The organism is Sagittula stellata E-37, from assembly GCF_039724765.1.
Classification (GTDB): Bacteria; Pseudomonadota; Alphaproteobacteria; order Rhodobacterales; family Rhodobacteraceae; genus Sagittula; species Sagittula stellata.
Window position 1 is genome coordinate 35,154 of record NZ_CP155730.1, and the last position, 14,069, is coordinate 49,222.

At 62.8% G+C, this 14,069-nt stretch carries 11 protein-coding genes; all 11 read left to right on the forward strand.

Going from position 1 to position 14,069, the window contains the following annotated elements; translation table 11 throughout:
- Positions 1-8 precede the first annotated feature (8 nt).
- Positions 9-1,124 carry a C4-dicarboxylate ABC transporter substrate-binding protein gene (locus ABFK29_RS21635; RefSeq protein WP_005859413.1) on the forward strand — a complete coding sequence of 372 codons (1,116 nt, stop codon included), beginning with the start codon at positions 9-11 and terminating at the stop codon, positions 1,122-1,124.
- Positions 1,125-1,129: 5 nt separating this feature from the next.
- Entirely contained in the window at positions 1,130-1,627 is a 498-nt protein-coding gene (locus tag ABFK29_RS21640) for a TRAP transporter small permease (protein ID WP_083803451.1), read from the forward strand.
- 1 nt (position 1,628) lies between these two features.
- Positions 1,629-2,939, forward strand: a complete 1,311-nt coding sequence (locus ABFK29_RS21645) for a TRAP transporter large permease (RefSeq protein WP_005859409.1) — start codon at positions 1,629-1,631, stop codon at positions 2,937-2,939.
- 158 nt (positions 2,940-3,097) lie between these two features.
- Positions 3,098-4,213 (forward strand): C4-dicarboxylate TRAP transporter substrate-binding protein, encoded by a 1,116-nt coding sequence (locus ABFK29_RS21650; RefSeq protein ID WP_005859407.1) that lies wholly within the window; start codon positions 3,098-3,100, stop codon positions 4,211-4,213.
- Between the two features lie 146 nt (positions 4,214-4,359).
- Positions 4,360-5,559: an FAD-dependent monooxygenase gene (locus ABFK29_RS21655; protein WP_040604617.1), complete on the forward strand. Its 1,200-nt coding sequence runs from the start codon at positions 4,360-4,362 to the stop codon at positions 5,557-5,559.
- A gap of 32 nt (positions 5,560-5,591) precedes the next feature.
- Positions 5,592-6,773 (forward strand): alpha/beta hydrolase family protein, encoded by a 1,182-nt coding sequence (locus ABFK29_RS21660; protein ID WP_005859403.1) that lies wholly within the window; start codon positions 5,592-5,594, stop codon positions 6,771-6,773.
- A gap of 98 nt (positions 6,774-6,871) precedes the next feature.
- Positions 6,872-9,007 carry an acetate--CoA ligase family protein gene (locus ABFK29_RS21665; protein WP_347100622.1) on the forward strand — a complete coding sequence of 712 codons (2,136 nt, stop codon included), beginning with the start codon at positions 6,872-6,874 and terminating at the stop codon, positions 9,005-9,007.
- A gap of 26 nt (positions 9,008-9,033) precedes the next feature.
- Positions 9,034-9,891: a p-hydroxycinnamoyl CoA hydratase/lyase gene (locus tag ABFK29_RS21670; RefSeq protein ID WP_005859399.1), complete on the forward strand. Its 858-nt coding sequence runs from the start codon at positions 9,034-9,036 to the stop codon at positions 9,889-9,891.
- 9 nt (positions 9,892-9,900) lie between these two features.
- Positions 9,901-11,049 (forward strand): acyl-CoA dehydrogenase family protein, encoded by a 1,149-nt coding sequence (locus ABFK29_RS21675; protein ID WP_005859395.1) that lies wholly within the window; start codon positions 9,901-9,903, stop codon positions 11,047-11,049.
- A gap of 11 nt (positions 11,050-11,060) precedes the next feature.
- Positions 11,061-12,263, forward strand: a complete 1,203-nt coding sequence (locus ABFK29_RS21680; RefSeq protein ID WP_005859393.1) for an acyl-CoA dehydrogenase family protein — start codon at positions 11,061-11,063, stop codon at positions 12,261-12,263.
- Positions 12,260-13,861, forward strand: a complete 1,602-nt coding sequence (locus ABFK29_RS21685; RefSeq protein ID WP_005859391.1) for a GMC family oxidoreductase — start codon at positions 12,260-12,262, stop codon at positions 13,859-13,861. The genes ABFK29_RS21680 and ABFK29_RS21685 overlap by 4 nt, the downstream gene beginning before the upstream one ends.
- Positions 13,862-14,069: the final 208 nt, after the last annotated feature.

The following is a 14,069-nucleotide window of genomic DNA, read 5'->3' on the forward strand; positions in this document are numbered from 1 at the left end:
AGAAGAACATGAGGCTCGGCTTCAGACTAGTTGTGTCCATTGCCCTGGCGGCTGCGGTCAGCCCCGCCAACGCAGAAGAATTCACCTACGGCTCATGGCCCGCCTCGACGGATTGGCTCAACACCACCGCGCTGCCGCGCGCCTTCGCCCAGATCGAAGAAGAGACCGGCGGTGACGTGACATGGAACCTGATTTCCGGCGGGCAGCTCGCCGGGGGCAAGGAAACCTTCTCGGCCATTCAGGACGGTCTTATGGACGCCGGCTTTGGCTTCGCCCCGTATGCTCCGAACTTGCTTCCCTCCATTTCCATGCTCTACGGCACCGTTGTCGCCGGGGAAGACCCGGTCGTTGCCGCCGGGGCTGCGACGGAAACGATCCTGCTGCATTGCCCGAGTTGCCTCGATGAAGCCAAAGCCATCGAGCAGTTGCCCTTGGGCATGTTTGCCGCGTCGCCCTACGTGCTGATGTGCCGCGAGCCGATCGCCAGCGTGGCGGACCTGAAAGGCAAGCGTATCCGTGCCTCTGGGTCCACCCAAAACATGCTTGCCATCGCGGGGGCTTCGGTTGTGTCGGCATCGTTGGCCGATGCCGTCTCGCTGCTTCAGCGCGGCGGGCTGGACTGCGTTGCCGGTGCAGGTGGCTGGATGAAGACATATGGATACAGCGATTTCGCGAAATATGTCACCGACTTCTCCTTTGGCGTGACCGCCCCGGCAATCGGCCTTCAACTCGGCACGGCGGCCTGGGAACGGATGACACCTGAGGGACGTCTCGCGACCCTTCGCGCGGCGCCTATCGTGACGGCGGAGATGACCATCAACAACTTCGTCCTCGACAATCAGAAGACGATCGACGCGGAAATCGCCAACAATGGCGTGCAGATGGTCGAGGTCGGCGATGATTTCGCCAAGCTGATGGCGGACTACCAGGTCGACGAAGCGAAGATCAACGCCGACCGCGCCCGTGATCTGGGTGTCGAAGACCCCGAGGCCATCCAGAAGGCCTATGCCGCAGCCGTCGAAAAGTGGCGCGGGCTCGCCCCCGAAATCGGCACCGATGTCGATGCTTTCGCGGACGTTCTGTGGACGGAAGTCTACTCCAAGCTTGACCCTGAGAGCCTGTAATCCCGATGCAGAAAATTGACTCACTTCTGGACTGGTGGTCCAGGGTTCTCGTGACCTTTGCCGTTTGCGCAGGGGTGTTGATGATGCTGCATGTCAGCCTCGACGTGTTCTTCAGAACCGTGGTCAACGACCCGCTGCCCGGCACAAACGAGACCGTTGCCGCCTACTACATGATCCTGGCGACGTTCATGCCCTTGGCCTACCTCGGCCTGACGGACACGAACATCTCGGTCGATATCTTCACCCAGAGCCTTCGCGGGTCCCCGAAGAAATGGCTTGAGGTGGTGATACAGCTAATCTGCATCATCTATGCGGCCGTTTTCACCTGGCAGAGCTGGATCTCTGCGATGCGTCGGATGGCACGCAACGAAGTGCTGGAGATTCCGCACGGCTTCCTGACTGCATGGCCCTCGCGGTTCATCCTTCCGGTCGCCGGGGCAAGCTTTTTCCTGTGCCTTGTGCTGCGCTTCGTGAAAACGCTTCGCGCGAAAGTGGAGCGCTGACATGGACGGTCTGACGCTTTCGCTTATTTGCCTTGCGGCGGTCCTCGTCCTCATCGCCTTGCGCATGCCCATCGGCGTTGCGCTGCCGGTCGTGAGCTTGGTCGGTTTCTGGTATCTGAAAGGCACGGCAACCGCGCTCTCCGTCGTGCGTGAAGCGCCCTATGCCTTCGCTGCGAACTGGGATCTCTCTGCCATTCCGATGTTCGTTCTCATGGGGTCCATCGTATTTGCCTCGGGTATTGCCGGTGCGTTGTTCCATAGCGCCCGACTTTGGCTTTCCGGGTTGCCGGGCGGGCTTGCCGTGGCTGCCAACATCGCTTCGGCGGGATTTGCCGCGGGGTGCGGTTCTTCCATGGCGTCTGCCGCCGCGATGAGCCGCCTTGCCGTGCCGGAAATGCGGAAAGCCGGTTATCAGGACGGTCTCGCCACCGGTGTGGTCGCCAGTGCGGGCACGATCGCCGCCCTGATCCCGCCATCGATCCTGCTGGTCCTCTATGGGATCTTTGCCGAAACCTCGATCGCCGACCTGCTGATCGCCGGCATCATTCCCGGGATTCTGACCGCTCTTGCCTATACCTTCATGATCATTGTCCGCTGCTCGTTGCAGCCCGATCTGGCGCCGAAGGTCGATATCGATATCGAAAACCTGCGGCGTGAGCGCTGGCGGTCCCTCGGCCAGATCTGGCCGCTGATCGTCATCATCGTCGCGATCATCGGGGGTATCTACACTGGGTCGATCACCCCGACCGAGGCCGGGGCCGCCGGATCTCTGCTTGCACTTGTAATGGCGGTGCTTCAACGCCGGATCGACTTGAAGGGCTTTCTCGGGGCCGTGCGCGAAGCCATGGTGACGACGGCGCAGATCTTCTTCGTCGGCATCGGCGCGCTGATGTTCACCCGTCTTCTCAGCCTGTCCGGCGCATCGCAGATGTTGTCCGACATGATCGCGCCGCTCGGGCTCGATCCGGTGCTGATCATCTTGGCGATCTCCGTGATTTACCTGATCCTGGGGATGTTTCTCGACCCGATCGGCATCATGCTCATCACCATGCCGGTGTTCATTCCGCTCATTCAGGCGATGGACATGAACATGATCTGGTTCGGCGTGATCGTCGTGAAGTTCATTGAAATCGGGATGCTGACGCCGCCCTTGGGATTCAATGTCTTCGTGGTCAAAGGCGTGGTGGGGGAGAGCATCTCTCTCGGCACGATCTTCCGCGGGGTCGGGTGGTTCCTGGTTTGCGACGTCGTCGTCGTCGCGCTGATGATCATTTTCCCGGAACTCTCGACCTTCCTTCCCGATCTTATGTGAGGCTCAAAAATGCGCGTTCGGCCTACGGCCCCAACACGCTCAGTTGTCAAAGCTTAATTTGGTTATACAATGTTTAACAAGTGTAACTCTCGGGCGAGGAGCGATTCGTCGACCTCGTCCGGGAGCAACGACCAAAAAATGAAAGGGAGGAACTGAAAATGAAACGACTGTTGACAAGCACCTTGATCCTGGGGGCGACGATGGGAGTCTCCAGTGCGCAGGCCGAGGAACTGACATTCGGGGTCTGGGGGGCGCCATCGGGCTATCTCTCGGCTGTGGCGCTGCCCAACGCACTCGCCAAGATCGAAGCCGAAGCACCGGAAATTAAGTGGAACCTCGTGACCGGCGGCCAGCTTGCCGGCGGCAAAGAGACCTTCCCCGCCATTCAGGACGGGATCATGGATGCCGGCTTCGGCTTTCCGCCGTATGTTCCCAACCTGCTGCCATCGATTGCCATGCTCTATGAAATCGTTGTGCCAGGCGACGATCCGGTGGTTGCTGCCGGTGCCGCTGTGGAGACGGTGATGCTGCATTGCCCCTCCTGCCTGGAAGAAGCGGCGGCGATGGATCAGATCCCGTTCGGTGGGTTCGCGACCGCGCCCTATCAGCTCATGTGCACCACGCCCATTGCGAGCGTCGAAGACCTGAAGGGCAAACGCGTCCGGGCCTCCGGCGCGTCGCTGGTGATCGTCGAAATGGCTGGCGCGTCCGGCGTCTCCGCGTCGCTCTCGGATGCGGTCTCCTTGCTTCAGCGCGGGGGCCTGGACTGCGTTGCCGGCGCTGGCGAGTGGATCAAGACCTACGGCTTCGGGGATTTCGCCAAATACGTCACCGACTATTCCCTCGGAATCTCGGCGCCAGGCATCTCCTTCATGATGAACCGCGACAAGTGGAACGCCATGACCGACGAGGAAAAGCAGGTTCACCTGAAGACCTTCGCCTCGATCGGTGCCGACATGACCGTCAACAACTTCAAGATCAACTCCGACAAGATCATGGAGGAAGCGGTGGCCAATGACGGCGTCACCCTGGTCGAGGCCGGCGACGATTTCGACAAGCTGATGGCGGATTATGCCGGGCTGGAGACTGAAAAGAGCATCGAAAGAGCCAAGAAATTCGGCGTCGAAGACCCGGCCACTCTGATCGCCACGTACCGTGAGATGGTCACCAAGTGGCAAGGCATCGCGGAACAGATCGACGGTAAGGGGGCGCAAGCCTTTGAGGACGCGCTCTGGTCCGAGGTCTATTCCAAGGTCGACCCGAACAGCTTCTGAGAATTTGGGTCCGGGGCTTCACTGGTGGCCCCGGACGACCGCCAAACTGCCGGGCCCCCAGTGGCGGTCCGACTGAAACAAGCTCCCAACAGAAAAACGTAGTCGAGAACGTGGTTCCCCGCTGCGACGGAACGAGGTGAAATCATATGCGAATTGCGATTGTCGGTGGCGGGATCGGCGGGCTCACTGCGGCCTTGGCTTTGCTACAGCGTGGCTATGATGTGAAGGTTTATGAACAGGCTCCGGAACTGAAGGAATTGGGCGCCGGGGTTCAGATCAGCCCGAATGGCAGCCGGATCCTTTTCGACCTCGGCCTGAAGGACGAGATCATGGCTTTGGCCAGTGAACCCGAGGGCAAGGAAGTGCGCCTCTGGAACACCGGGCGCACCTGGAAACTGTTCGATCTGGGGCCGGTGTCGATGGAGATCTACGGATTTCCCTATCTCACGCTCCACCGGAACGATCTACACAAGACCCTTGCCGAAGCTTTCATCAAACGCTGCCCGGACGGGCTTGTGCTCGGCCACGCTTGCACCGGTGTGGAAGAGACCGCCAGCGAGGCGGTGCTGAGCTTCGAAGGCGGCATGACGGCCACAGCGGATATCGTCGTGGGCGCGGATGGCGTCCACTCGGTCATTCGGAACTGTCTGTTTGGAGATGGCGATCCGTCGTTCACGGGCATCGTGGCCTGGCGCGGTGTGATCCCCTGGGCCGATGTCGCCCCCCATATGCAGCGTCCTGTCGGGACCAACTGGATCGGGCCGGGCGGTCATGTCATCCACTATCCGCTGCGTCGCGGCGAACTGATGAACTATGTATCGGTCGTCGAGCGGGACGACTGGCAGGTCGAGTCCTGGTCTACTCAAGGGACCACCGAGGAATGCCTCGCCGACTACGAGGGGTGGCACGAGGATGTGCGCGGCCTGATCCGCGCTGTCGGCACCCTGAACAAATGGGCGCTCATTCTGCGCCCGCCGATGGAGCAGTGGTCGCAGGGGCGGGTGACCCTGTTGGGCGACGCCTGCCACCCGACGCTTCCGTTTCTGGCGCAGGGCGCAAACATGGCCATCGAGGACGGGCTTGTTTTTGCCCGCGCGCTTGAAGCGCACAACGAAGACCACGTCAGAGCTTTCGAGGCTTATGAGGCCGCGCGGGTCGAGCGCACCGCGAAGATCGTGCGCGGCTCGGAAGGCAACATCGCGCGGTTTCACAACCCGGCCCTCGCCAGCGAGGCGGGCGCCGTCGATTATGTCGATGCAGAGTGGACCCGGGAAAAGATCACCGAACGTTACGACTGGCTGTTCCGCTACGACGCCCTGACCGTTCCGCTTTCATCCGGCGCTTGAGAGAACATCCCAGACAGACGGAGCCTTGAGTAATGACTATGGAAGCCGAGGCCGCTTTTACGCGCGTGCCGCTCCACATCTCCTTTCCCGACCGCAGTGCCTTTACCGAAACCTACGGGTTCGCCGGCAAGGCCGGGAAGGTCAATCTTGAGGGGCAACTTCTGCGTCCAGCGACAGAGTCCCGCACACTGTTCGTGTTCATGCACCCGACGTCGACGTTGAACCTTCTGCCCATGCCTCGTGCGTTGGTGGACGCGGGGCTGCATGTTCTCTGCGCCGCCAGCCGGTATGCAAAGAACGACAGCGCGTTGATCATGGAGAAGGTGGCCATCGACCTGGGGGCGTGGATCGCCCATGCCAAGGCCGAGATGGGGTACGACACCATCGTGCTGGTCGGCTGGTCGGGCGGAGGGTCATTGTCGCTGTTCTATCAGGCCCAGGCCGAAAATCCGACGATCACCCACACACCTGCGGGCGACGAGGTGAACCTTGTCGAGGCCGGGCTGACACCGGCCGACGGGGTGATCTTCATCGCCGCTCATCTGAGCCGCGCCGAGACCCTTACGGAGTGGCTCGATCCTTCGGTCATCGACGAGCTCGACCCGGACAAGCGCGACCCGGAGTTCGATATCTACTCGCCGGATTGTCCGCATCAGCCGCCTTACGACGCGGCTTTCATCCAGAAGTTTCGCGCGGCGCAGGTGGCCCGCAACCGCAAGATCACAGCCTGGGCGCAGGACATGCTGGAAACCCTGCGCAAGCGAAATACGCCCGAGCAGGAGCGTGCCTTCGTCACGCACCGGACCATGTGCGACCTGCGCTGGTTCGACCTCGCTATCGACCCGAACGAACGCGCTTTGGGTGTGAGCTACATGGGTGATCCGCGTACCGTGAATGTCGGCCCGGTCGGGCTTGCGCGCTTTTCGACCCTTCGTTCCTGGCTCAGCCAGTGGAGCTATGACCTGTCGAACGCCAAGGGCCCGATGAACGCGGCACTGATCCACAAAACTCCCGTCCTTCAGATCGAGAATACGGCCGACGAGGCCGTTCCGGCCACCCACAACCCGACGATTGCAGCCGCGCTGGCGACGCCGGACAAGGAGTACCTCCGGATCGTCGGGGCAACGCATTATTATGTCGGGCAACCCGAAGAACTGAAGACCTGCATCGATCGCGTGCTCTCCTGGAGCAGTGCGCACAATCTGCTGAACTGATGCAATAAGCGGATTGATAGGTATCAGGAATCCTGATATACATTCGAAGCCGATATGATGGCCGTGTGACGGCCAATCCGTTGAAAGGAATGGTGCCTGTGAACACCGTTACGAATAGTGCAATCTCCGCCGAGACAACGACAAAGCCGACCGGGCTCGACAGGATGCTGCGCCCACGGTCCATCGCTATCGTTGGCGCAAATGACGACCCTCGCACGATTGGCGGCAGCGTTCTGGCCAACCTCGATGCGTTTGGATTCACAGGCGATATTCACCTGGTCAGCCGCAAGAAGACCCGCATCGGCGAGCGGTCCTGCCTGCCCGATATTCTGTCCCTGCCCGAAGGGATCGACCTGCTGGTCCTGATCGTCCCCAAGGCCGCGATTGCCGATGCCATCCGCGATTCCATCGCCCGCAAGATTGGCAGTGTCGTGGTGTTCTCGGCTGGATTTGCGGAGACCGGAGAAGAAGGGCGCATCCTTCAGGAAGAGCTGGCCGCCCTTTGCCGTGAGGCCGACATGCCCATGCTCGGACCCAACTGCATGGGCTTCATCAACTACAAGGATGGTGTGCCCATCACTTTCGAGCGCATGGCGCCGCGCGCGCTCGGGACGTCGAAGGCGGTTGGCATCATCGCGCAAAGCGGAGCGACGGCCTCCAACATCCGCGCGGCCATGCACGGTCGTGCGATAGATGTTTCCTGTGTGGTGGCGACGGGCAATGAGGCCCAGACCGGTGCCGAGGACTATATCGAAGCGATGCTGGACGATCCCCAGATCGGGTTGATCGCCGTCTATGTGGAGCAGATCCGCAATGGCCCCCGGTTTCTGGACGTGGCTCATCGCGCGCGCGCCAAGGGTGTGCCCATCGTCATGCTGCATCCCGGCGCCTCGGACAAAGGCGCGGAGGCGGCATTGTCGCACACCGGCGCCATGGCCGGGAACCACGCAGCCATGCGCACCGCCATGCGCTATGCGGGGGTCGCCATCGTCGAGACGACCGAAGAGTTATTCGACGTCTCCGCGATCCTGCTGAACTGGCCCACTCCGGTGCCTGGCGGCGTCGGCGTCATCAGCAATTCCGGCGCGATCCGTGGCCTTTCGTTCGATTTTTGCGAAGCTATCGAGTTGCCGATCGCGCCCCTGGCGCAACCCACGCTCGACAGGCTTTCGGCCGAGATCGACGGCGAGGCTTCGAACCCGCTGGACATCGGCACCACCGGCTTTGTCAGGCCCGAAATATTTGGCACCAGCACGCAGGCGATGCTGGACGATCCGGCTGTCGGGGTCGTGCTCAACTGCCATGTCGGCGGCGCGCCCAACCTGCAGATCGTCAAGTCGGACCACCTCTTGCCGGTGTTCGACACTGCGCAAAAGCCGGTGGTGCTGACGATCCTGGGCGATGAAGACCCGCTCGATCCCGCCTTCGTCAAGGCGGTCCGCGACAGCGGCATTCCGTTTTTTCGCTCTCCCGAACGCGCGCTGCGGGCCATTCGGGTTGTTCAGAAATATGCGGACGACCTTGCAGCCCTTCAAACCCGGAAAACCCCGGCGATCAAACTGCCGCGACTTGAGGGCAAAGGGACGATCCCGGAATATCGCGGCAAGGACTTCCTGCGCGAATTGGGGATCGGCGTGCCAAACGGGCGGCTCGCCACAACCGTAGCAGAGGCCGAAGCGGCCGCGTCCGACGTCGGCTACCCCGTCGTGCTTAAGGCGCAGGCGGCGGCGCTGGCCCATAAATCCGACGCGGGCGGCGTGGCCGTTGACATTGCTGACGCCACTGCCCTGCGCGCCGCATGGGAAAAGATGTACGCCAGCGTCGGCAAAGCCCGGCCCGACATCACCCTCGACGGTATCCTGATCGAAGCGATGGATGCAGACGGCACAGAGATGATCGTCGGCGCCAGCCGCGATCCCAATTGGGGGCCGGTGATCCTCGTCGGCCTTGGCGGGGTCTGGACGGAAATTCTGGCCGATACCCGCCTTCTGCCTGCCGACATCGACCAAGCGGGCGCCATCCGAGAGATCGGCATGTTGCGCTCCGCCAGGATGCTGGGCGCCTTCCGCGGCAAACCGGCGCGCGATGTGGCGGCGCTCGCGGAGGTCATCGTCCGTCTTGGGGCGCTGATGCGGGCACAACCGGACATCGCCGAGATCGACATCAACCCATTGATTGTGCGTGTCGAAGGCAAGGGCGTCACGGCGCTGGACGCGTTGTTCGTCCTCAACTGATGAATGAACACCGACAGGAGACTGAAATGACTGCAACTGAAGCCACATTGCCGGCCAACGACCCCGATCTGAGCGGCGACAATGTCGCCGTGGCCTTCGAGGACGGCATCGCATGGGTCAAACTGAACCGCCCTGAAAAGCGCAACGCGATGAGCGTCAGTCTCGCGGAAGACATGAACGTCGTGCTGGACAAGCTGGAGATCGACGACCGTTGCGGCGTGCTTGTGCTGACCGGCGAAGGCTCGGCCTTCTCTGCGGGCATGGATCTGAAGGACTTCTTCCGCGCCACCGATGGTGTCTCGGATGTGGAAAGGATGCGCGCCTACCGCTCCACCCGCGCCTGGCAGTGGCGCACGCTGATGCACTATTCCAAGCCGACCATCGCCATGGTCAACGGCTGGTGCTTCGGTGGGGCCTTCACGCCGCTGATCTGCTGTGACCTTGCCATTTCTTCCGACGATGCGGTCTACGGCCTGTCCGAGATCAACTGGGGCATCATCCCCGGCGGCGTCGTTTCCAAGGCGATCTCGACCCTGATGAGCGACCGCCAGGCGCTTTACTACGTCATGACGGGTGAGCAATTCGGAGGTCAGGAAGCGGTGAAACTTGGGTTGGTCAACGAATCCGTGCCGGCCGACAAACTGCGCGAACGTACCGTCGAGCTGTGCAAGGTTCTGCTCGAAAAGAACCCGACGACGATGCGTCAGGCCCGGATGGCCTATAAGTACATCCGCGAAATGACCTGGGAAGAGTCCGCCGAGTATCTCACTGCCAAGGGCGACCAGACGGTCTTTGTCGACAAGGAAAAGGGTCGGGAACAGGGCCTCAAGCAGTTCCTCGACGACAAGACCTACCGGCCCGGTCTTGGCGCCTACAAACGCTGAGCGGGCCCGATGGATCTGACCTACACCGAAGACCAGCAGATGCTGCGCGATACCGTGCGGCGCCTGCTGGCCGAGCGGCACGATTTCCCGACCCGTCAGGCCGCCGTCACGTCCGGCGACGGCCGCGCGCCGGGGCTTTGGGCCACCTTTGCCGAGCAGGGCTGGCTCGCTCTGCCGTTTTCCGAGGAGAACGGCGGGTTTGGCAGCGATGAGGTCGATCTATCGATCCTGATGGAGGAAATGGGCCGCGCGCTTGTGGTCGAGCCATACTTCGGGGCCGTCGTCCTGGCCGGCGGGCTGGTGGAACGGCTGGGCAACCCTGCGCAGCGCGCGGCACTTCTGGAGCCGCTGATCGAAGGTCGCCACCTGCTGGCCTTTGCGGACGTAGCCGAGGCAGGGGCAGAGGTTTCGGCGACGAAGTCTGAAGGCGGTTTCACGCTGTCCGGGCGCAAACAGCTGGTTCTGGGCGGTGCCGCTGCCGATGTCTTTCTCGTCAGCGCCAGCATGCCGGGCGGTGGCATGGGCATCTTCGCGGTGCCGCGCGGCACCGAAGGCTTGAAGGCCAGCGCCTATATGCTGGCGGACGGCTCTCGCGCAGCCCGGCTTGAGCTTGACGGGCTTTCGGTTGCGCAGAGCGATCTGCTCGGCGCGAACGAAGATGCCATGACGACAATCGACGCCGTGCGCGACCGGGCGGTGGCCTGCCTGTGCTCCGATGCCGTCGGCGCGATGGAGGCCGCACTTGACGCAACCGTGGCCTACACAAGCGAGCGCCAGCAATTCGGCCGGCCGCTGAGCGAGTTTCAGGCCCTGCGTCACCGCATGGCCGAAATGGCGGTGAAATGCCAGGAGGCCCGCGCCTCGGCCTTGTTGGCCACGGTTTCGATCAACGCCGAGCCTTCCGCCCGCATTCGCGGTGTCTCCGGCGCGAAGGCCAAGATCGGACGCAACGCCCGCTCCGTTGCACAAGAGGCGATTCAGTTGCATGGCGCCATGGGCTTCACCGAAGAAATGGCGACAGGCGCCTGGTTCAAACGTCTCTTTGTCTTTGAGCAACTGATGGGCACCACGGCGCAGCATCTCGCCCGTTACGGCGCCGAGATCACCCGCCCGGAGGTTCTGTCGCAGAGCCTCCTGCAAGCGCCCGCCGAAGGCTGAAGGAGCCTCTGATGGATCTGACACTCACTCCCGCCGAAGCGGCGTTCCGCACCGAGATCCGCCAGTTTCTCGACAGCGAACTGACCGCCGATGTGCGCCGTGCCTCCCGGCTGAACACCAGCTTCCTCGCCGAGCCCGAGATCGGGCTGGCATGGCAATCCAAGGTCAACCAGCGCGGCTGGGTTGCGCCCTCTTGGCCGGAAGAGTTCGGCGGGCCGGGCTGGAGCCTCGCGCAGCGCTACATCTTCGACCAGGAATGCGAGATGGCCGACGAGCCACATTTTCGCGGCGCCTCGATCAAGATGATCGCGCCGGTGCTGATGCGCTACGGCACGCCGGAGCAGCAGGATCACTACCTGCCGCGCATCCTGTCCGGAGAGCATTTCTGGTCGCAAGGCTATTCCGAGCCGGGCTCTGGTTCCGACCTTGCGTCGCTCAAGTGCAAAGCCGTGCGCGAGGGCGACGAATACGTCATCAACGGCTCCAAGATCTGGTCGACCCTTGCCCATCGCTCCACCCACATGTTCGCTCTGGTGCGCACCAATTCAGAGGGCCGAAAGCAGCAGGGGATCACGTTCATCCTGATCGACCTTTCGCTGCCGGGCATCGAGATCGCGCCGATCACCTCGATCTGCGGGACGCATGAGTTCAATCAGGTGTTCTTCGACAACGTCCGCGTGCCGGTGGCCGAACGCATCGGCGAGGAAGGGCAGGGGTGGGAGATCGCCAAATACCTGCTCGAATTCGAGCGTGGCGGCTCCTTTGCCGGTGGGTTGCTGCGGGCCATGCACTGCCGCCTTTTGCGCATCGCCTCAAGGCCGGCGACTGATGGCACCCGCCCGATCGACGATCCGCTTATCGCGGCCCGCTTCGCCGAGATCGCCACGGATATCGACGCCAACGACATGCTCGAACTGTCGTCCATGTCCAAGGTTCAATCCGGCGGCAACCCGGGGCCGGTGCCCTCCTCGACAATGAAGATCGAGCGCAGCCGCATCCGCCAGTCGATCACCGAGCTGACCGTGACGGTTCTTGGCCCGGCCGCGCTTGAATGGGAACCGCAGCGCCCGCTCTATGACCTGCCCGAGACCAGCGAGGCGGAAGAGGATATCCGCGCCGCCGCTGCGATCTACTTCAACACCCGGTCGCAGAGCATCTTTGGAGGGACCAACGAAATCCAGCTGGAGATCATCGCGCGCGCGCTGTTCTCGTGACGGCATACGACTACATCGTCGTCGGCGCCGGCCCATCGGGCTGCGTGCTCGCGGCGCGGCTGTCCGAAGATCCCGCCTGCAAGGTGCTCCTGCTGGAAGCGGGCCCGCCGGATCGCCACCCTTGGCTGCGCATGCCGTTTGCCTTCATGAAGATGGCCCAGCATCGCCGCTACATCTGGCGGTTTCGCACCGAACCAGAACCTGGCCTCGACGGGCGCCGGGTAGATTTGCGGCGCGGACGCACGCTGGGCGGAAGCGCAGCGATCAACGGCATGATCTGCGCGCGCGGCCACCCAAGCGACTGGAACGGCTGGGCGCAATCCGGGCTTGCGGGCTGGAGCTACGAGGATGTGCTGCCCTATTTCCGGCGCCTGGAAAGCCACTGGAGCCCTGATGCAAGCGTTCACGGGCAGTCCGGCCCCATCGGCATCACCCGTGTCGACGATCCGCAGATGCTCTACCCGGCTTTCCGCGATGCCGCGCTCGAAGCCGGGTGGCCTGAGCGTGAAGACTATCTGGCCGGCGAGACCGAGGGCATCAGCCGTATCCAGCTTGCCATCGCCGATGGAGAGCGTCAGACTCCGGCGCGCCGATACCTCGGTCCGGCCCGCGCCCGCCCGAATTTGACGATCCTGACCGGCGCCCGTGGCTTGCGGGTGCTTCGCGACGGCACACGCGCCTCCGGTGTGGAATTCCTGCACCACGACCGTGTCGAGCAGGCCCACGCCGATCGGGAGGTCATCCTCTGTGCGGGCGCTTACATGTCGCCGCACCTCCTGCTTCTCTCCGGTATCGGCCCAGCGGACCACCTCGCAGAAATGGGCGTTCCGCTCTGGACCGATTTGCCAGGGGTCGGGGGCAATCTCTCGGAACATCCGAATTTTGTGATGAGCTGGGAAACACGCCAGCCCGAAACGCTGCTCAATGCCCTTCGCTGGGACCGGGCCGCGCTGTCCGTCGCCAAATGGCACATCTCCCGACAGGGGACCTTTGTGAACAACGGCGCAACGGCGGTGGCCTTCCTGCGCAGCCGCGAGGGCTTGGATCGCCCCGACGTTCAACTCATTCTCATGCCGATCGATGGCTCCGCGCGCACATGGTTCCCTGCTTTGAGGCCTCGGACACGGCACTGCCTTAGCGTTCGGGTCGGCATCCTATACCCGCAGTCTCGTGGCAGGGTCAGCCTGGCGTCTTCGGACCCGCGCGATGCGCCGCGCATTCAGCTCAATCTGATGAAAGAGACGGATGACGTGAGGACGTTGACCGCCGCGATCAGGGCCACCCGCGCGATCTTTGAAACTCCTGCGATGCAGAAGGTCGTCAAATGTGAGATCAGCCCGGGTCGGCAGTTGGAGTCCGATACGGAGATCGCGCAGGCGATCCGCGAAAACGCCCACGTTCGGCAACACCCGCTGGGCACCTGCGCAATGGGCAACGGCCCGCTCGCCGTAACCGACAGCACGCTCAAGGTTCATGGTGTCGACGGCCTTCGGGTGGTCGATGCCTCCGTCCTGCCCAGCGAACCGGGGGGCAACACGAACCTGCCGTCCATCATGCTGGCCGAAAGGGCGGCCGACCTGATCCGGGGGCGTGTCTAGTCAGCCGTTGCGGTGGTGGCCGGTGTCCACGGCTTCGACCAGGCACAACCGAGTCTCGGTGGATGTCCTCGCCGGTGGGAGCGGATTGCCACCGAGAACGTTGCACCGACATCGCCCGCCCCCGGTCTGGCAACCTGTGGCGGCATCGGTCCTTTAGGCCCGGATCGCCCTGACGCCGGTCCCGCTTGTGGCAAACCTGACCGTGGAT